The organism is Acinetobacter rudis, assembly GCF_031157835.1.
Classification (GTDB): Bacteria; Pseudomonadota; Gammaproteobacteria; order Pseudomonadales; family Moraxellaceae; genus Acinetobacter; species Acinetobacter rudis_A.
Genome location: NZ_JAVIDR010000001.1, coordinates 326,386 through 344,039, shown reverse-complemented (window position 1 = coordinate 344,039; position 17,654 = coordinate 326,386). Strand labels below are relative to the sequence as shown.

Annotated in this window: 21 protein-coding genes, 4 tRNA genes and 1 riboswitch; of the genes, 6 read left to right on the top strand and 19 right to left on the bottom strand. The window is 39.7% G+C overall.

Going from position 1 to position 17,654, the window contains the following annotated elements:
• Nucleotides 1-111: 111 nt before the first annotated feature.
• The gene (locus RFH42_RS01640) at nucleotides 112-675 is read left to right on the top strand and encodes a flavodoxin family protein (RefSeq protein WP_308973768.1); all 564 of its coding nucleotides are present in this window, start codon (nucleotides 112-114) and stop codon (nucleotides 673-675) included.
• 111 nt (nucleotides 676-786) lie between these two features.
• Here the strand turns inward: RFH42_RS01640 and RFH42_RS01635 are convergent, their stop codons facing one another.
• The 6 genes from RFH42_RS01635 to rpoD form a co-directional block, all read right to left on the bottom strand.
• The gene (locus tag RFH42_RS01635; protein ID WP_308973767.1) at nucleotides 787-2,172 is read right to left on the bottom strand and encodes an APC family permease; all 1,386 of its coding nucleotides are present in this window, start codon (nucleotides 2,170-2,172) and stop codon (nucleotides 787-789) included.
• Nucleotides 2,173-2,432: 260 nt separating this feature from the next.
• On the bottom strand, nucleotides 2,433-3,617 hold the full coding sequence (locus RFH42_RS01630) for an iron-containing alcohol dehydrogenase (protein WP_308973766.1): 1,185 nt from the start codon (nucleotides 3,615-3,617) through the stop codon (nucleotides 2,433-2,435).
• 1 nt (nucleotide 3,618) lies between these two features.
• The gene (locus RFH42_RS01625) at nucleotides 3,619-4,098 is read right to left on the bottom strand and encodes a hypothetical protein (protein ID WP_374990723.1); all 480 of its coding nucleotides are present in this window, start codon (nucleotides 4,096-4,098) and stop codon (nucleotides 3,619-3,621) included.
• 130 nt (nucleotides 4,099-4,228) lie between these two features.
• A complete protein-coding gene (gene lipB, locus RFH42_RS01620) occupies nucleotides 4,229-4,885 on the bottom strand; it encodes a lipoyl(octanoyl) transferase LipB (RefSeq protein ID WP_308973764.1) in 657 nt (218 codons plus the stop codon).
• Between the two features lie 137 nt (nucleotides 4,886-5,022).
• Entirely contained in the window at nucleotides 5,023-5,310 is a 288-nt protein-coding gene (locus RFH42_RS01615) for a YbeD family protein (protein ID WP_308973762.1), read from the bottom strand.
• Between the two features lie 126 nt (nucleotides 5,311-5,436).
• Nucleotides 5,437-7,383, bottom strand: coding sequence for an RNA polymerase sigma factor RpoD (rpoD, locus tag RFH42_RS01610; protein WP_308973761.1), 1,947 nt, complete (start codon nucleotides 7,381-7,383; stop codon nucleotides 5,437-5,439).
• 304 nt (nucleotides 7,384-7,687) lie between these two features.
• Between rpoD and RFH42_RS01605 the strand changes: the two genes are divergently transcribed.
• On the top strand, nucleotides 7,688-7,885 hold the full coding sequence (locus RFH42_RS01605; RefSeq protein WP_308973760.1) for a PA3496 family putative envelope integrity protein: 198 nt from the start codon (nucleotides 7,688-7,690) through the stop codon (nucleotides 7,883-7,885).
• Nucleotides 7,886-8,036: 151 nt separating this feature from the next.
• Nucleotides 8,037-8,561: a YecA/YgfB family protein gene (locus RFH42_RS01600; RefSeq protein ID WP_308973759.1), complete on the top strand. Its 525-nt coding sequence runs from the start codon at nucleotides 8,037-8,039 to the stop codon at nucleotides 8,559-8,561.
• 95 nt (nucleotides 8,562-8,656) lie between these two features.
• Here RFH42_RS01600 and trhO read toward each other — a convergent pair whose 3' ends face one another.
• Nucleotides 8,657-9,589, bottom strand: a complete 933-nt coding sequence (gene trhO / locus RFH42_RS01595; protein ID WP_308973758.1) for an oxygen-dependent tRNA uridine(34) hydroxylase TrhO — start codon at nucleotides 9,587-9,589, stop codon at nucleotides 8,657-8,659.
• Nucleotides 9,590-9,700: 111 nt separating this feature from the next.
• Between trhO and RFH42_RS01590 the strand changes: the two genes are divergently transcribed.
• Nucleotides 9,701-10,192, top strand: a complete 492-nt coding sequence (locus RFH42_RS01590; protein WP_308973756.1) for a DUF1289 domain-containing protein — start codon at nucleotides 9,701-9,703, stop codon at nucleotides 10,190-10,192.
• Between the two features lie 52 nt (nucleotides 10,193-10,244).
• Nucleotides 10,245-10,862, top strand: a complete 618-nt coding sequence (locus RFH42_RS01585; protein WP_308973755.1) for a LysE family translocator — start codon at nucleotides 10,245-10,247, stop codon at nucleotides 10,860-10,862.
• A gap of 80 nt (nucleotides 10,863-10,942) precedes the next feature.
• Here the strand turns inward: RFH42_RS01585 and RFH42_RS01580 are convergent, their stop codons facing one another.
• Nucleotides 10,943-11,500: a TetR/AcrR family transcriptional regulator gene (locus RFH42_RS01580; protein ID WP_308973754.1), complete on the bottom strand. Its 558-nt coding sequence runs from the start codon at nucleotides 11,498-11,500 to the stop codon at nucleotides 10,943-10,945.
• A gap of 92 nt (nucleotides 11,501-11,592) precedes the next feature.
• Between RFH42_RS01580 and RFH42_RS01575 the strand changes: the two genes are divergently transcribed.
• Nucleotides 11,593-12,099, top strand: a complete 507-nt coding sequence (locus tag RFH42_RS01575; protein WP_308973752.1) for an HPP family protein — start codon at nucleotides 11,593-11,595, stop codon at nucleotides 12,097-12,099.
• Nucleotides 12,100-12,160: 61 nt separating this feature from the next.
• Here RFH42_RS01575 and ribB read toward each other — a convergent pair whose 3' ends face one another.
• The 11 genes from ribB to lolB form a co-directional block, all read right to left on the bottom strand.
• A complete protein-coding gene (ribB, locus tag RFH42_RS01570; protein WP_308973751.1) occupies nucleotides 12,161-12,820 on the bottom strand; it encodes a 3,4-dihydroxy-2-butanone-4-phosphate synthase in 660 nt (219 codons plus the stop codon).
• Nucleotides 12,821-12,914: 94 nt separating this feature from the next.
• Nucleotides 12,915-13,085, bottom strand: a riboswitch (FMN riboswitch).
• Between the two features lie 144 nt (nucleotides 13,086-13,229).
• On the bottom strand, nucleotides 13,230-13,610 hold the full coding sequence (gene panD, locus RFH42_RS01565) for an aspartate 1-decarboxylase (protein WP_308973750.1): 381 nt from the start codon (nucleotides 13,608-13,610) through the stop codon (nucleotides 13,230-13,232).
• A 153-nt stretch (nucleotides 13,611-13,763) separates the two neighbouring features.
• On the bottom strand, nucleotides 13,764-14,342 hold the full coding sequence (gene pth, locus RFH42_RS01560; RefSeq protein WP_308973748.1) for an aminoacyl-tRNA hydrolase: 579 nt from the start codon (nucleotides 14,340-14,342) through the stop codon (nucleotides 13,764-13,766).
• 23 nt (nucleotides 14,343-14,365) lie between these two features.
• Nucleotides 14,366-14,662: a 50S ribosomal protein L25 gene (gene rplY / locus RFH42_RS01555; protein ID WP_308973747.1), complete on the bottom strand. Its 297-nt coding sequence runs from the start codon at nucleotides 14,660-14,662 to the stop codon at nucleotides 14,366-14,368.
• Between the two features lie 97 nt (nucleotides 14,663-14,759).
• Nucleotides 14,760-15,713 carry a ribose-phosphate pyrophosphokinase gene (locus RFH42_RS01550; RefSeq protein WP_308973746.1) on the bottom strand — a complete coding sequence of 318 codons (954 nt, stop codon included), beginning with the start codon at nucleotides 15,711-15,713 and terminating at the stop codon, nucleotides 14,760-14,762.
• A gap of 35 nt (nucleotides 15,714-15,748) precedes the next feature.
• Nucleotides 15,749-15,823 (bottom strand) — tRNA-Gln (locus RFH42_RS01545).
• An 88-nt stretch (nucleotides 15,824-15,911) separates the two neighbouring features.
• Nucleotides 15,912-15,986: transfer RNA gene (locus tag RFH42_RS01540), tRNA-Gln, on the bottom strand.
• 21 nt (nucleotides 15,987-16,007) lie between these two features.
• Nucleotides 16,008-16,082: transfer RNA gene (locus RFH42_RS01535), tRNA-Gln, on the bottom strand.
• A 31-nt stretch (nucleotides 16,083-16,113) separates the two neighbouring features.
• Nucleotides 16,114-16,188, bottom strand: a tRNA-Gln gene (locus tag RFH42_RS01530).
• Nucleotides 16,187-17,023, bottom strand: coding sequence for a 4-(cytidine 5'-diphospho)-2-C-methyl-D-erythritol kinase (ispE, locus tag RFH42_RS01525; RefSeq protein ID WP_308973745.1), 837 nt, complete (start codon nucleotides 17,021-17,023; stop codon nucleotides 16,187-16,189). Before ispE ends, RFH42_RS01530 begins: the two co-directional genes overlap by 2 nt.
• Before the next feature lie 39 nt (nucleotides 17,024-17,062).
• Nucleotides 17,063-17,650 carry a lipoprotein insertase outer membrane protein LolB gene (lolB, locus tag RFH42_RS01520; RefSeq protein ID WP_308973744.1) on the bottom strand — a complete coding sequence of 196 codons (588 nt, stop codon included), beginning with the start codon at nucleotides 17,648-17,650 and terminating at the stop codon, nucleotides 17,063-17,065.
• Nucleotides 17,651-17,654 lie beyond the last annotated feature (4 nt).

Sequence of the window (17,654 nt, the reverse complement as noted above, 5' to 3'; positions counted from 1 at the left end):
ACACCATAAATTTACACAATTTCGAGCATAACATAGAGAGTTACTTTTTGGTAACTAATTGACAGTTAGTTTCAAAAATATACTATAGTAATTATTCAATCAAATGGTGAGATGACAATGTCTAAAATTGCAGTGGTATATTATTCAGGTTATGGCCATACACGTGTCGTTGCAGAAACTTTTGCACAAGAAATTCAAGCACAATTAATTGAAGTTGACCAACAAGGGGATATAGACGAGCAGGCTTGGCAACAACTTGAGGATGCTGATGCGATTGTTTTTGGTGCTCCAACTTATATGGGTAGCATGCCATGGCAATTTAAAAAATTTGCAGACCAAAGTTCAAAAGTATGGTTAAGTCGTGCTTGGCAGAACAAGATTTTTGCAGGCTTTACCAATAGCGCAAGTTTAAATGGTGATAAACAGATTACATTAATTAATTTCCAAACTTTAGCAGCGCAACACGGTGGAATTTGGGTAAGCTTGGGCTTGTTACCCGCCAATACTAAAGCTGCTCAACGTACTGATGTAAACAATTTAGGTGGTTCAGCTGGTTTATTGGTGCAATCTCCTGCAGACGCATCGATTGAAGAAATACCAAGTGGAGATTTGGAAACAGCTAAAGCGTATGCACGCCGTGTGAAAGAGATTACAGATAAATTTAATGCAAAATAATTAAATGCGTATTTAGATGGTATTTTGTTATAAATACTCTAAGTATTATCAATAAACAATAAAAATAGGCTGTTAATTTAACAGCCTATTTAAATTTAGAGGAAAGGGTATTTATTCGTGTTCATTATGCTGCGGTGCAGGGTAGCGGAAGCCACGAGTTTTATAAGCTAAGTAGCCAACACCAATTGCAGCCCAGATTAAACCAATCTTTAATGCGAGTTGGTCGATTTCTAGCCACATTAAGAATACACTGGCAAAACCAAGCGTCGGAATAACAATGTACTTAATAATATCCGCTGGTGTTTTGTTACGACCATCACGCAATGCATAACGTGAGATTACAGAGAAGTTTACAAAACTAAAAGCAGTTAATGCCCCAAAGCTAATTAAGTTTGCAATATGTTCAAAATCAAGGAAACCGGCACAGAGTGCAACAATGCCTACAAGTAAAATATTGTAGGTTGGGGTATAGAGTTTTGGACTGATATGACCAAAGATCTTTTTGTTGATTACGCCATCACGACCCATTACATACATTAAGCGTGATACACCAGCGTGTGCAGAAATCCCTGAGGCCATTACCGTAATAATTGCAAAGTATAAGATCACAGTTTGGAAAGTAATCCCACCAATAGCCAATAAAATCTCAGGTTGAGTTTCATCAATCTTGCTAAAGTACGTTGTTGGATCACTTGGGAAGTAAATCTGCATAAAGTAGGTGCTAATGATAAAAATAATGCCTGCAATCAATGCGGTTGCAAAGATAGCGCGAGGCAGGGTTTTTTCAGCATCTTTAGTTTCTTCAGCCAAGGATGAGAGTGCATCAAATCCAGTAAATGAAAAACATAAAATTGTTGCACCAGTAATGAGCGCACCTACAGAAGTCATTTCATTCCAGAACGGAGCAATACTCCAGAGCTGGTATTGTGATTGATCGAGTGAACCATCTGCATTGATGCCTTGCGTCAGCAGTAAATAGACTTTATAGGTGAAATAAAGAATGACACCGACCTGCACAAATACAATGGTACTGTTAAATCGTGCAACAAATCGCGCACCAAATAAATTGACCACGGTCATAATCAAGGTTAAGCCGACCACCCAAAACCAGTTATTGACTTCAGGAAATAATGCACGCAAGTAAATATCAGCCAAAATGATATTCACCAATGGTGAAAGTAAATAATCAAGCCAAGAAGACCAGCCCACCATAAATCCAACATTAGGATGAATAGATTTTTGTGCATAGGTATAAGCAGAACCGGCAGAAGGATAACGCTTAATCATATGTCCATAACTGATGGAGGTGAGCAAAATTGCAGCGAGTGCAAAAATATATGAGGTGGGTACATGACCCTGACTATATTGGGATACTAAACCAAAAGTATCAAATACGGTCATTGGTTGAATATATGCTAAACCAATAATGATAATGTGCCAAAGCACGAGATTTTTTTGTAGTTTAGCAGTAGGTGAAGTCCCAGGAATATTTGTCAACGGCGGAATCCTCATAGTCGTTGATCAAGGATCAGTCTTATCGATTAAGGATCGTTTGAGACGAACGATCCCCCCTAAGATTTAACAAAGCGCGCTAGACTAATCTCATTAGATTTTATCTGCTAGTGCCTTTGTTGGATTTTCTGCAGAAATTATGCCAATTAAAAAATCCACGCCTTTCTGAAGTTACAATGTAAAAGCCCGATGTTCGAAAAAACATCAGGCTTAAACTGGGGGTATATTGGCTGATTTTTCTGAAATTACCAAGCTTTTTCTAATATCATTTTTAGATCGAGTAAGGTTGCTTCTTTCGGATTGAAGATAATAGAGCCATCATTGAGTGCTTTTTCTGCAATTTCATCAAGTTGCTCAAGTTGTACGCGACTTGTTTCACGTAAAGTTCGCGGTAATTTGGTTAAATCATAAACTCGATCACGCATGGTTAAAATCATATCAATGGCTTTATCTGCTCGCTCATCTGCTGGTGTTTGTGCATAGATGTCAGCACCGGCTAATGGTAAGAGTAGCTCTGCAATTTTTCCGTGATTAACCTCTTTGTTATATTGCAATACATACGGTAAAAAGAGGTTCATACATAAACCATGTGGAAGATGTGCTACAGCACCAAGTGCATGACCAAGCGAATGTACTAAACCAACCATTGAGTTTGAGAATGCAATACCTGCCATGGTAGAAGCTTGAGCCAATTCTAAGCGTGCTTGAGCATCTTTAGGTGATTCGAGCACGACAAACAAATTTTGCGCAATCTTTTTAAGTGCTGCCGTTGCATAGGCATCACTCATAGGGTTTGCTGCCAAACAAGTATAGGATTCGACAGCATGGGTAAGGGCATCCATTGCAGTCATTGCCGTTAAATGAGGGGGCAATGTTTGTGTCATGCGTGGATCTAAAATCGCGGCATGCGGCATTAAATATTGTGATGCAAATGGAAGTTTTACGTTGCGTTGATGGTCTGAAACAACAGCAATCATAGTGGCTTCAGAACCCGTTCCCGATGTTGTAGGGATAACAAAAAATGGCTTTAAAGGGCGTGTGAGATTGTGTGCACCAGAGTATTTGAGTAAGTCATCTCCACCTTCAGAAACCAAAATATTGGTTGCTTTAGAGGTATCAATTACAGAACCACCACCCACAGCAATAATGGCATCACATTGATGTTCACGATAGGCAGTAGCCGCAGCAGTAACCGTTTCTAGACTAGAGTCTGGAGGAACGTCATCAAAGATATAGGCAATTTCAGCATCACTTGCAGTAAATGCAGTCTCAAGCGGAGCTAAAAGTTGATTACTCCGTACGCCTTTATCGGTAATAATCATTGGGCGCTTCGCACCTAAGATTGCGAGTTCAAAAGGAATGTGTTCTAGTGCTGCATGACCGGCAATAACTTTAACTGGGCAAAAAAATTCATAATAAGACTTGGTCATTTTATACACTTCCTTTGAAATATGATTGGGCAACTTTAAGATAAATGTTCGCTGCACTATTAATTTTTTCTTTGAAACTTAATTGGGTCGGATATTCCTTTACTGCAAGCTCAGCAACGAGCTTAGGTAAAATGAGTGCTTCCATTTTGTTGAGGCAACGGACTAAGCGAATGGCATGGCTCACATCTCCATCTGCAATCATACGATCATTTGCAAAAGATCTTGCTGTGCTCTCTTGGAATGAAAATACAAGAAAAGCATGGTGCATATGCTTAAAGGTCACAGTAAGATCTGGTTTTTTATCCAGTTGTTTCACCAAGCTTAATTGCTTTTCCGCAGTGACTTCCAGCACAAAAGAAGGTCCTTTGGGAAATACGTTCATAGATAAGCAGAAGCCGGCTGGAAATTGGGAAATTTCATGCTGAACCTCTTGATCTACTTGGCTGGCCATCACCAAGCCACGACCTATAACATCCATCATGAGTTTGACATAGGCAGTTTCAAGAGCTGGTTTTATTGGTTTAGAAAAAATCACGCTACTGTCCTTTGTTAATCGTACTTATATTTTAGAGTAATTACTCTAGTCGGGTCTTGGGAAAAAAGATAGTGTCTTAAAGGTCTGTTAAAATCACTTGACTAAATAAATTTTGTTGTTTGAAGTATTCTACAACATCTTGGCATAGTTGTGATTGACTAGGGTAATCTTGCATAAGATCACAAATTCGTACCATTTCCAATCCTGCATAGCCACAAGGATTGATGGTATGAAAACCACTTAAATCACAATCTATATTGAGAGCAAGTCCATGATAGCTACGGCCTCGGCGAATTTTAAAGCCTAGTGAGCCAATTTTATTTTCATTGACATAGACCCCAGGTGCATCGGCTTTTGCATAGGCTTCGATATGGTACTTTTGCAGTAAGTCGATCATCAGTTTCTCTGCAAAACTGACTAAAGTACGTACATTCCAATGCAATCGGTTTAAATCTAATAAAAAATAAATAACGAGCTGACCAGGCCCATGCCATGTTACTTGTCCACCACGGTCACTTTGTACTACAGGTAAGTCGCTTGGAATCAGAATATGTTCAGGCTTCCCCGCTTGACCTTGAGTTAATACTGCAGAATGTTGCAATAACCATATTTCATCTGGACTGTTTTGATCACGTTGCTCTGTATAGCTTTTCATTTGATGAAAAAGCTCTGCATAATCAGCAAGATCACGATATTGTTTGATGTTTAAAATTGGCTTTGCAAAGTCATTCATGTGTTTGGGTCATTCCAAAGTAGTACTGTGTTTGATTATAGATCAACAATAATTGAATAGAGTAGCAATTGGAAAATAATACACCCCTGAATATGTATTCAGGGGTGTAGATATGATGTGTTGCACAGCTTGAAGAATTACAGTGCTGTTTTAATCAATGGGCACGCAGCCAAATCAGCATAAAGGGCATGTACCTGTTCTAACTCATAAAAGCACAATTGAGCTGTTAGAGAATGGTATTTACCAGTTCTTGAAGGCTGTACAGTGAGCGTGGCTTCATCAAAGTCGGGAAAATGTTTGATGAGAATATCGACCACAGCTACACGTAAGTCTGGGCCAGCATCGCCAATGAGTTTAATCGGGTAGTCCATAGGAAATACCCAGAGGTCTTCACGCAATTCGCGAGATGGAGTACGATCGATCATAGTTTTACTCTCATGATGTATGAAAAACGCCTGCTTGAGCAGGCGTTTTATAAACTTGGTACTAATATGGGGATGAATCAAACAAAAACAAGTTGTTTCATCATTTGATTCATCGCAATTCAACTATCAGTCATTCTCAAGGAATGAGCGTAGATGTTCTGAACGTGAAGGGTGGCGCAATTTACGTAATGCTTTTGCTTCAATCTGACGAATACGTTCACGTGTTACATCAAATTGCTTGCCCACTTCCTCTAAAGTATGGTCAGTTGGCATATCAATACCAAAACGCATTTTAAGTACTTTAGCTTCTCGTTCAGTCAAGTTTTCTAAAACTTCACGTGTTGCTTCTTTTAAGCCTTCAGAAGTTGCAGCATCAACAGGAGAGGTGATGTTGCTATCTTCAATGAAGTCACCCAAGTGCGAATCTTCATCATCACCAATAGGTGTTTCCATTGAAATTGGTTCTTTGGCGATTTTCAGCACCTTACGAACTTTAACTTCGTCCATTTCTAAACGTTCACCTAATTCCTCAGGTGTTGGTTCACGGCCCATTTCTTGTAGTAACTGACGAGATACACGATTAATTTTATTAATCGTTTCAATCATGTGTACAGGAATACGAATGGTACGTGCTTGGTCAGCAATGGAACGTGTAATGGCCTGACGAATCCACCAAGTTGCATAAGTTGAGAACTTATATCCACGACGATATTCAAATTTATCAACAGCTTTCATTAAGCCGATGTTACCTTCTTGAATTAAGTCGAGGAATTGCAAACCACGGTTTGTATATTTTTTCGCAATTGAAATAACCAAACGTAAGTTGGCTTCGATCATTTCTTTTTTCGCACGGCGTGCTTTGGCTTCACCAATCGCCATACGTTTAGAAATGTCTTTAATTTCTTTTACATTAAGACTTAAATCCGCTTCAATATCGGCAATCTTTTGTTGGAATGCCAAGATATCTGGACGTACTTTTTCTAAATGTACTTTTACTTCTGGAGAAGCTTTAGCAATTTGTTGATCTAACCATGCAGGATTAGATTCCTGTGACGGGAAAGATGTACGGAACTGTGTACGATCCATGCGGCCGCGACGAACTGCATAACGCATAACTTCACGTTCAGAAGTACGAATTTGTTCATGAGTTCCACGAATCATGTCTGAAATAGCATCAAAAAGGCGTGGTGTAAACTTAAACATCATGAAGATTGTTGCTAAAGATTGCATTGCCTCATTGGCTTCAGCACTGTTACGACCATTTTTAGCAATCACTTGTTTAGCTTGATTCCAAGCTGCTTCAAGTTCTTCAAAACGCACACGTGCAATTTCTGGATCTGGGCCTGACTCTGCTTCATCTTCAGAATCGCTTTCTTCTTCCTCTTCCTCGTCGTCATCTAATTTAACGTCTTTGGTCGGTTTGTTCGAATTGCTGCGATCATCATCTTCGTCGATTTCTTCTTCATCAACAAGGACTTCAGGAATTTCATCATTTGTTTCTGGATCAAGATAGCCTGAAAGAATGTCGGCTAAACGGCGTTCACCATTTTGGTATTCTTTGTATTCTGTCAATACCACTTCAACGGCATTTGGCCAGTAGGCGATAGAGTGTAAAACATCTCGAATACCTTCTTCGATACGTTTTGCAATACTAATTTCGCCTTCGCGTGTAAGGAGTTCAACCGTACCCATTTCACGCATATACATACGTACAGGGTCTGTAGTACGACCAGGTTCATTTTCAACGGAAGCCAATACGGCAGCAGCTTCTTCCTCTGCAACTTCATCAGTACCTTCGGTATTACCTTCGAACATGGTGTCGTCAGATTCAGGCGCACGCTCATGTACAGGAATACCCACGTCTTGAAGCATTTGAATAATGTCTTCAATCTGTTCGCTTTCAGTGATGGAGTCTGGAAGATGATCGTTAACCTCAGCGTAGGTTAAGTAACCTTGTTCTTTGCCTCGGCTAATCAGAGCCGCTACCTGTGAAGTAGGGGAATGCATATCGCTCATCTTTTGCTTACTCTTTGTTGAATCTGTGGCAGTCGAAAACCGTGCATGATAGCACAATTTAGTTAAAATTAATCATGATAATTTAGTACGCTAACATGTTATGAATCTTTTGATTTAACACTTGTTGTTCGATTAATTGGGGCTATGTTGAGATATTTCAAGCCCAACGGCAAAATTATTCATTGATTTGAAGCAAATTGATTAAGTGTCGCATCATGACATAGAACCCATACAGAAAAAAGTCAAATAAAGAAGAATATTGCGGTTATTTGTCAAATTTCAAAATAATCCTTGACAAGTATATTTAACAAATATAAATAGCGGCTAGGCCCATTTAATTTTTTTAACCGAGGTAGTACTTGTGTCTTCAACCGATTTTGAATTAGATGATAATTTTGGCGATGATGAAGTTGGCTTTGATGAGTCAACTGGGAAGCTTAGTGCTAAAGAATCATTGGAAAAACGTAGACTCATTGATGAGTTACTCGCGCAACGTCGGCTAGATCGTGAATTAAAAGATTATGATTACGATTTTGATGATGACGAAGAAGATGAATAAATCATGAAGTATTTTAGAGCAATCTGATAAAAGTAATGGCGTTGACTGTACTTTACTGTACAGAGAGCGCAAATAGTCATCTTTGTGGTGATTACAGTTTGAAATGAAAATGTTATGCTAATTACCTATTGAAAACTACGCTGGAATTGAAATGAGTGTCTTAGATTTAGACGTACTAAGTGATTATCTCGATGGTGACCAAAATGAGTATGGTCTAGATTTTGCTGCTACTCATGGTTTTTTGTCTGCCATTGCTGTTGGACCGCAATTTGATCGTTGGTTAGATGAACTTTTTGATAATAATCAGAACAAAGTTCCTAAATTAGTGATTGAGCAAGTAAAACTTTGGCTTGCAGAGTTGCGTCAGAATTTGGCTAATGAGGAAGGAATCGATTTTCCTTTTGAAATTGAGGAAGCTTCTGTTGATTCGAGCTTAGGGGACTGGAGTGTTGGTTTTGTTGATGCAATGTTCTTGAATGAGGATGCATGGTTTGCACCTGAATTTGAAGAGCAGTTGGTTGATTTGACTTTACCTATGATGGTTTTTAGTGGCATTGATGAAGAAGATCCACAAATGGAGTCTTTCCGTCGTAATGGTCAGTTGATGGATGAAATTGCTGAAGAAATTCCTGAGAATTTAAATGATATTTATTTGATGTATCACAGTCCAGAATAAGATCAACACCTAATAACGATGTGTTAATCAAAGAAAACCGCAGTTCAAAATGAACTGCGGTTTTTATTTAATAGACTTAAACCAAGAGGTTAAACTTAGAGGCGTTTACGTTTTGCTGCTGCAATTTGAGATTGACGCATACGGAAGCCACCTTTTTGTTTGTCAGTTGTCTTGTCAATACAATAAACACAAGATACACCATGTTCATAGCTTGGAAGTGCAACTTCTTCTGGGGTGAGTGGCCAGCCACATGCATGACATTTACTATTTACGCCTTCTTCTACACCATGCGTAACGGCTGTACGACCATCAAAAACGAAGCATTCACCTTCCCAAAGACTCTCTTCAACTGGGGTTTCTTCTAGGTATTTTAAGATACCACCTTTAAGGTGATAAACCTCTGTAAAACCTTCTTGTAACAACAGTGAAGTTGATTTTTCACAGCGAATGCCACCAGTACAGAACATTGCCACTTTTTTGTCTTTGTGTTGCTCTAGATTTTGTTTTACATACTCTGGAAACTCACGGAAACTTTCTGTTTTTGGGTCAATTGCCCCTTTAAATGTTCCCGCTTTGTATTCATAGTCATTGCGTGTATCAATTAAAACAACATCATCACGTGCAATGAGTTCATTCCACTGTTTAGGATCAAGATAATGTCCAACTAAATCACGCGGTTTAACCTCAACACCTAATGTCACAATTTCTTTTTTTAGTTTAATTTTCATTTTACGAAAAGGTTTATCATGGCTTAGAGACTCTTTGTACTCCATAGCTGTAAAGCCTTGATCCAATAAAAATTGGTGAATAGTATCAACCGCTGCTCGATCTCCAGCCACTGTACCATTGATTCCTTCATCCGCAACAATTAGAGTACCGCACAGATTAATGGTTTTCACCAGCGCTAAAAGTTGCTGTTGTAATTCAGCAGCATTTTTGACTTCTTTAAATTGATAAAGCGCGGCAACAACCCAAGTAGTGCTCGCTTGCTGTTCTACAGGTGCAAGCTGTTCTACAGTAGCGTTCATGGAGTACTCCAAATATATTAAGATAGCTAAAATTTGGCGCATATTCTAACGCGAATTCATTTTAGAAGCGAGAATCTCTTAAAGTGAATATGGGATTAAGATGGAGGATTTGTGAGTAATCAGCGACGTATACCAACTTTAACACCTTGTGCTGGACGTTGTTCAACCGTATTTGGGGACAGTGTGTGCCGTGGGTGCCGAAGATTTAGTCATGAAGTTATTCAGTGGAATGGCTACGGTGAAGCTGAACGTATGGCTGTTTGGGCGCGTTTAGATGCACAGTTGGATCAGATTTTGGTTCCGATGTTGGCTTTGGCTGATATGAAGCAAGTACAGCTTTTTATAAAAAGTAAACGCATTCGTGTCTTGTCAACAGCAAGTCAGGGGCGTTTGCTCTATCAAGCTTTAAAAATATGTGAAAAAAATAAAAATCTAGCTGAAGAAAGTGGGCTTGGCATTCAGGCTAAACAGGTGAAAGCAACTTGGCAATTGTTTGAACAACGTATTCTAGCATTGGCTACAGCAAGTTATGATTTTGCATGGTTAAGAGCAGATTCGATTAAACATAATTTACAGCAATGGGATGAAGAGGAGTTGCTCTAAGGCTAGAGATCTGGAGTAACGGCAACAACAGTAGTAAACGTGTAGGGTGTAAATGAATTTTAGTGAATTATTACTGTATATCTTAGCTGTAGTGGTCATGATTGCAACTCCTGGGTCGGTGATGTTATTGGTTGCAAGTGCTGGATTAACAGGTGGGTATCGAAAGGCTTTACAGACCATTGTTGGGACCAATTTTGCTTCATTGCTTTTAATTGCAGCTTCTATTTTGATACTCAAAGGCTTTTTAAAAATAGACCCACTTTGGTTTACTGTTGTTAAAATATTAGGCTGTGCTTATATTGCCTATTTAGCAGTGCAGATATTAATAGAAGCACGACGTACAGATACAACCGCAGAAATGAAAGTATCAACTGCCTTACAAGGTGGGTTCAGACAAGGCTTTTTAGTTGCAATTGCCAATCCAAAGGACATCATTTTTTTTGCAGCTTTTTTCCCTCAATTCATTCATGTAAGTCATGACATTAATTTAAGCTTGATCATTCTTACACTCACTTGGATTATTCTTGACTTCTCTACACTTACAGCTGTGTATTTGGCATTTAACCGTTTAGCAAAATCACGATGGTATACAAAGTTGTTAGGGGCTTGTGGGGGAATCTTATTGTTAGTTGCAATATATGGAATCTACAGCACATTGTTTAGCAATTAAATTTATGACTAGCTGGCTTTTTAGCCAGCCAGATTGTTATTAGAAATCAAGTAAAACTATGCTGTGAAATTATATTTTTCTTATTTATTTTGCTCTAATAAATTAACAATGAGATCAAGTTGTTTTTTACATTGTGTCGCCACATCGGCATCAAAACCTTCAACCATAAAGCGACTTGATAATCCTTCCAGTTGATGAAAATAGAGTAAGGCGATTTCATTTGCATGCACCCAGTTTTGACAATATTGCAAAATGAATTGTCTGAGCCAGCGCTTGTGTTCTTGGGCAATCGCTTTGATTTCCTGCTCATTTCGATCAGATTCTGCAACCGCACGTACAAAAAGACAGCCTTTGAATTGTTCACTTTGAAACCAATCAATGTGCCAAGCAAAAATTGCATCTAAGGCAGCCTGAGCGGTGAGTTGGCCAACACTTGTGGTAAGACCATGTTGGAAGTTTTCATGGCGCTGTTTGAGAACAGCTAAGATTAAATGTTGTTTATTTTGGTAGTAAGTGTAAAGCGTTGTTTTAGAGCATCCAGATTGATCACGAATTAAATCTACACCTACAGCGACAAAGCTATGCTGATTAAACAGTTGTTCGGCTGTACATAATATTTTTTTTGCTGATTTAGACATGTGGGAAAAATCCTTGTTGCAATTAGTACAGATCTGTACTATTTTTCAATTTTAAATTATTATCCTGATAGAATCAAGCATAGGGGATGGACGTGTCGATTCTTCATTTTATTAAGCCTAAAGTTAGACCCAGTAATACTGAAATTTTACGTGCTTTATGTGGTGCGAGTTTGAGTATTTTATGTTTATTATTGTTGAGTCAGTGGTCACAGCAACCAATGATTATGGCGCCTTTTGGAGCAAGTTGTGTTTTACTTTATGCTGTTTCACAATCGCCTTTAGCACAACCACGTAATGTTATTTTGGGGCATGTACTTGCAGCTGCGGTTGGTTTAATTATTTTAAAGTTGTTTGGTAATAGTATTTGGGCCATTGCTTTGGCTGTAGGGGTGGCTATTGCTTTGATGCAGTATTTTGCTTGTGTACATCCACCAGCAGGCGCAAATCCTTTGGTGATTTTATTAACAGCAAATCAATTTGATTATTCGTGGCATTTCCTCTTTTTTCCAGTATTAACTGGTGCGATCATTTTGGTGCTGATTGCTTATATTGTGAATAACAGTTTTTCCAAGCAAAAGTGGCCAACGCAACTCAAGTGATTCGAAAAAAATAAGCCTAGGCTGTAGATAACCTAGGCTTAAAATTTGCTATTGAAAAGACTTAGATATTGTGTGTTAAGCGATATTGCACAATTTCTTCAACGTTAATGACTGTTAGTTGATGGGTTTGTGCATAAGACAATACTTGAATGCCTGCTGACATAGAACCATCTTGATTTGTGAGTTCACAGAGTACACCAGCAGGTTTTAAACCAGCCATACGTGCTAGGTCAACGGAAGATTCTGTGTGGCCACGACGGGTGAGGACGCCACCTTCACGTGCACGTAATGGAAAAACGTGTCCTGGACGATTGAGATCACTCGCAACGGCACCATCTCGGATGGCAGCTTGAATTGTGGTGACGCGGTCTTGTGCAGAAACACCAGTGGTTACACCTTCTGCTGCTTCGATGGTCACGGTAAATGCAGTACGGAATTGGCTAGAGTTGTCACGAACCATTGCTGGTAATTCTAAGTGGTCAGCCGTTTCCTCTGTAAGACAAAGGCAAACAATACCTGAACCATCACGAATCATACGTGCCATGGTTTCAACATTGAGTGTTTCAGCAGCAACAATTAAATCTGCCTCATTTTCACGATCAAAGTCATCCATTACGACGATGGGTTTACCTTGGCGTAAATCTTGAAGGGCTTGTTGTATACGTTGTTCTGCAGGACTAAGGGCTGCAAAGAAAATTTCAGATTGGATTAAACTAGACATTGAAACGCTCTCGTAATTTATAGGTACGTGGGAACATTTCAGGACATGATGGAAACAGGCTCGCAGCAGCTTCCCCGAAAAGGGATACTGGCGATGTCGTCTTCTTTCATCCGGACTATACCGTCGGCTTTGGTTTTTCACCAAATCTGCCAAACAACAATTAGTGTATTGTTGATTAGCTCGTGGGCTGATTAAAGCATGATCTTTCAATTGAAAATGTTTAACTTACCACCGGTGGGGAATTACACCCCGCCCTGAAGCGATGTATATGTAGTATACATCGATATTAAAGTAAGGCGAGGGCTTGCAAATGAAAAGCGATTACATTTTAAGCATATATATTGAACTTAAAATGCTATTCAAATAAAAAAGTCCGATATAGCATCGGACTTTTAAGTATGCAAATCAATTAGGCGACTTGAACTGGAATACAGTTTGCCGTGTGATTTACAGTATTATCTGGATTCGCATAAACGAGACGTGGTTTATGGTGTTCTGCTTCAAATTCGGTGAAATCACCAAAAGTCGCAATAATTACAAGATCACCAACGTCTGCTTGGTGTGCAGCACCACCATTTACAGAAATAATGCCGGAATCATTTTCACCACGAATCGCATAAGTTGTAAAACGTTTGCCATTAGTCACATTCCATACATGAATCTCTTCATATTCACGAATGCCTGCAAGGTCCATAAGCGTACCATCAATTGCACATGAACCTTCATAGTGTAATTCTGCATGACTAACGACTGCGCGATGGATTTTGCATTTTAATAAACGAGATAGCACGGTTTGCGTCTCCTGATTAGACTTGAGTTTGAGTCAAATGCCGAGTGTTATTGTCTTATCCGAAATGATTAGTGTCCGAACCGCTGCAGTTTGCGCCTAACTTAATATAATAACAAGATGTTAAGCGTGAGACTAAACAGTTGCTTGGAAATCTTAGGGCTTATAAGCGTTAATTTGGTTCATGGCTTGTTGAATTTCACCATCGACGAGCAGAGATAAACGAGATAATGCATGATGAATAGCATCATCCATTAAGTTTTGTTCACTACTTGGTGCTTTACTCAATACATGGCCAGAAACTAACTCTTTACTGCCAGGATGACCAATACCAATTCTTAAACGTTGGAAGTTTGCACCGATATGCGGCACGATATCCTTTAAGCCATTATGTCCACCATGACCACCACCAGATTTTAAGCGAATAACGCCTGGATTCATATCCAACTCGTCATGGGCAATTAAAATTGATTCTGGAGCAATTTGATAAAACTTGGCAAAAGGAACAACACTTTGACCTGAACGGTTCATGAAAGTGCTTGGAAGGAGGAGGCGCACATCGTGGCCTTCAATATTGCCACGCCCACTGAGGCCATGGAATTTTGTATCGATTTTGAGGGGGATGTTATAACGATCTGCGATTTGCTCAACAAACCAAAATCCAGCATTGTGGCGAGTTTGGGCATACTCCTTTCCAGGGTTGCCCAAACCGACGATCAGCGAAATATTCGACACGAATTTGACGCCTTTCTTAACACTTAAGCACGTTTGAAGTCAGCGTGCATTGGTGTGTTTTTAGCAGGGTGACGTTGCATCGCTTGGATTTTAACGTTTTCTACTTTATCACCAATTTTGATTTCGATTACTTCTTCAAAGAAAGCATTGCTTTCTAAAGCTTTAACAAGCTCACGAAGTTCTAAAGTTACAGCTACAGGTTCAGCATCACCACCATAGATGATAGCAGGAACTTGCGCTTGAAGACGTAGGCGGCGGCTCGAACCTTTCCCTTGTAGATCTTCAGCACGTGCTTGCGCATTTAATGTAAAGTTTGCCATGAGCAAATCCTCATTGAGTTTAAATAGACTAAACCTTCGACCAGTTTAGTGTGATAAAGCCCTGACTTTAGGCCAGGGCTTAAATAATTTCGCGCTATTATAGATAACTATCAAACATTGCGCTAATTGATTCTTCGTTATTAATACGACGAATCGTTTCTGCAACCATACTTGCAACAGAAACTTGACGAATTTTTGGATGATCTTGTGCTTCTGCTGAAAGAGGAATGGTGTCAGTAACAACCAATTCATCAATTACAGAATTACGTAAATTATCGAGTGCTTTACCAGACAAAACTGGGTGAGTTGCATAAGCAACAACACGACGAGCGCCAAATTGCTTTAAGGCATCTGCTGCTTTACAGAGTGTACCAGCAGTATCAACCATATCATCAACGATGACACAATCACGGCCTTTTACATCACCGATTAAGTGCATAACTTGTGATTCATTGGCTTTTTGACGACGTTTGTCAATAATCGCAAGATCAATATCACCCATTTGTTTTGCAACAGCACGTGCACGAACAACACCACCAACATCTGGTGATACAACCATAAGGTTGTCATGTTGTTGTTGACGTAGGTCAGCCAATAACGCTGGCGTACCATAAATGTTGTCAACAGGGATATCGAAGAAACCTTGAATTTGGTCAGCATGTAAGTCAATCATGACAACACGGTCGATACCGACTGTTGTTAACATGTCAGCAACAACTTTAGCTGTAATCGGTACACGAGTAGAACGTGGACGACGATCTTGACGAGCATAACCAAAGTAAGGAATTACAGCCGTGATACGGCCGGCACTCGCACGACGAAGCGCATCTGCCATAACCAAGATTTCCATTAGGTTATCATTGGTTGGAGCACAAGTAGGCTGAACAACAAATACGTCTTTACCACGTACGTTTTCAGTAATTTCGACAGCAATTTCACCGTCAGAGAAATGACCTACAGATGCAGCACCTAAAGGAATGTGCAAATGACTTACGACTTTTTGGGCGAATTGTGGATGAGCAGTTCCACTAAAAACGACAAGATTGGGCATGAAGCACCCTTGGCGGTTGGTATATATGAAAGATATGGCAGGGGCGGCTGGATTCGAACCAACGGATGGCGAGATCAAAACCCGCTGCCTTACCACTTGGCGACGCCCCTAATGCGGCAGAACTTTACTGGTTTTACATTATTTTGTCAAGCCAAATTGCTTTGCAAAATCATGGAACCTGAACTGTCTTTTTTGAATTGGCAGGGGCGGCTGGATTCGAACCAACGGATGGCGAGATCAAAACCCGCTGCCTTACCACTTGGCGACGCCCCTAAACCTTATTGATGTTTGTAATGGCAGGGGCGGCTGGATTCGAACCAACGGATGGCGAGATCAAAACCCGCTGCCTTACCACTTGGCGACGCCCCTATTACATACATCATTTTTTCAGGTGAGAAATTGGCAGGGGCGGCTGGATTCGAACCAACGGATGGCGAGATCAAAACCCGCTGCCTTACCACTTGGCGACGCCCCTAATTCCTAATCAATTCAAAATGTAACATTGGAGACTCTGACAAACTATTTACCAAGTACGCAGTACAAGGAGCGTTTTTCATTATCTCGTCAATATTCATTTCAGTATTGACTTCAGTAAATACACAAGCACCTGTACCTGTAAGCTTTGCTACACCGAACTGGTCGAGATATTGCATTGCTTCTTCAACTTCTGGGTATAAACTTCTTGCCACTGGCTCAAAGTTATTGCCGAAAGTAGAAGGCGTTAACTGATAGGCGCAAAATGTAGTGGGCTTCGTGTTTCTTGTCAATGTTTTTTGTGAAAAAAGCATTTGAGTGCTGATAAAACAATCAGGTTTTAACACAATGTATTTTTTCTGAGCTAAGTTGATGTATGTAAGTTGCTCACCTAGACTTTCAGCCCATGCATTATGCCCATGTATGAAAAAGGGAACATCTGCACCAAGTTCTAGCCCTAGTGTGGCTAATTGCTCTAAATTTAAGCAGCATTGCCAGAGTTGGTTGAGCACGATCAGTGTTGTTGCTGCATCCGATGAGCCACCACCAAGACCTGCACCCATGGGAATATTTTTTTCAATGTGAATATCTAGTCCACAGATGTTTTTTGCAAAGGGCTGAATTTTGAGTGCTGCTTTATAAATGAGGTTATCTTGTTGGTTGATTAAATCTAAACCATTTAGCGTTATAAGTTGGTCATCGCGCGGTGTAAATTGTAGCCAATCACAGAGATCAATCAGTTGAAAAATACTTTGTAAAAGATGGTAGCCATCTTGACGACGGCCTGTAATATGTAAAAAAAGATTGAGCTTAGCTGGTGCTGGAACGCGGATCATATGGAATTGCTTCTAAATATACTAAATTAAATCAATGTATTAGCGTTTTTGAATGAGTAGGGTGATTTTGATTTCCTCACCATCACTTAAGCTTTGTCGCATAATTAATTTGTTTGGTAAGCTATCTTGGTCTGCATAACTTAAATCTACATTCCAATCGGCCTCGTTGATTTTAATGAGACGTTGATGTTCATCACGTTCAAGTTCAGCATTTGTGGTGGCGGGTTGAGCTCTGACCCAATCAACAATATAGGTAATAGGTGCATACCAACCAGTTGCTCGTTCTAGTAATTCTTCTGGTGAACCAGCACTGATTAAACCGGTCTTACTGCTGTCTAAAGTTACTTGGCCAGGTTTACCCTCAATAATGGTTTTACCAATACCTAAAATACCATTGAGTTGAATACTGAATTGATCTTGATCTTGTTGCCAACTGTAAAAAGCACTACCACTTTGTTTTGGCGCTTTAATCCCGATTTTACCTTCTAAGCTAAATTGTTTACTTGGTATCTGGCCAACCGCAACTGGCGGAGAAACTGTTGTTGTGCTTATGCTTTGACAGCCACTCAATAAGCCAAGGGTCAAGCATGCTGCTGCAAGATATTTCACTTGTATTTGAAACGTCATTCAA

What these genes read in the sequence shown, in the direction of transcription:
- rplY (WP_308973747.1), bottom strand. Translation starts at nt 14,662, where the DNA reads ATGGCAAACTTTACATTAAATGCGCAAGCACGTGCTGAAGATCTACAA.
- RFH42_RS01550 (WP_308973746.1), bottom strand. Translation starts at nt 15,713, where the DNA reads ATGCCCAATCTTGTCGTTTTTAGTGGAACTGCTCATCCACAATTCGCC.
- lipB (WP_308973764.1), bottom strand. Translation starts at nt 4,885, where the DNA reads ATGAATGACTTTGCAAAGCCAATTTTAAACATCAAACAATATCGTGAT.
- RFH42_RS01615 (WP_308973762.1), bottom strand. Translation starts at nt 5,310, where the DNA reads ATGATCGATCGTACTCCATCTCGCGAATTGCGTGAAGACCTCTGGGTA.
- lolB (WP_308973744.1), bottom strand. Translation starts at nt 17,650, where the DNA reads ATGACGTTTCAAATACAAGTGAAATATCTTGCAGCAGCATGCTTGACC.
- RFH42_RS01625 (WP_374990723.1), bottom strand. Translation starts at nt 4,098, where the DNA reads ATGATGGATGTTATAGGTCGTGGCTTGGTGATGGCCAGCCAAGTAGAT.
- RFH42_RS01585 (WP_308973755.1), top strand. Translation starts at nt 10,245, where the DNA reads ATGAATTTTAGTGAATTATTACTGTATATCTTAGCTGTAGTGGTCATG.
- ribB (WP_308973751.1), bottom strand. Translation starts at nt 12,820, where the DNA reads ATGTCTAGTTTAATCCAATCTGAAATTTTCTTTGCAGCCCTTAGTCCT.
- trhO (WP_308973758.1), bottom strand. Translation starts at nt 9,589, where the DNA reads ATGAACGCTACTGTAGAACAGCTTGCACCTGTAGAACAGCAAGCGAGC.
- RFH42_RS01600 (WP_308973759.1), top strand. Translation starts at nt 8,037, where the DNA reads ATGAGTGTCTTAGATTTAGACGTACTAAGTGATTATCTCGATGGTGAC.
- RFH42_RS01640 (WP_308973768.1), top strand. Translation starts at nt 112, where the DNA reads ATGACAATGTCTAAAATTGCAGTGGTATATTATTCAGGTTATGGCCAT.
- RFH42_RS01630 (WP_308973766.1), bottom strand. Translation starts at nt 3,617, where the DNA reads ATGACCAAGTCTTATTATGAATTTTTTTGCCCAGTTAAAGTTATTGCC.
- ispE (WP_308973745.1), bottom strand. Translation starts at nt 17,023, where the DNA reads ATGATCCGCGTTCCAGCACCAGCTAAGCTCAATCTTTTTTTACATATT.
- RFH42_RS01580 (WP_308973754.1), bottom strand. Translation starts at nt 11,500, where the DNA reads ATGTCTAAATCAGCAAAAAAAATATTATGTACAGCCGAACAACTGTTT.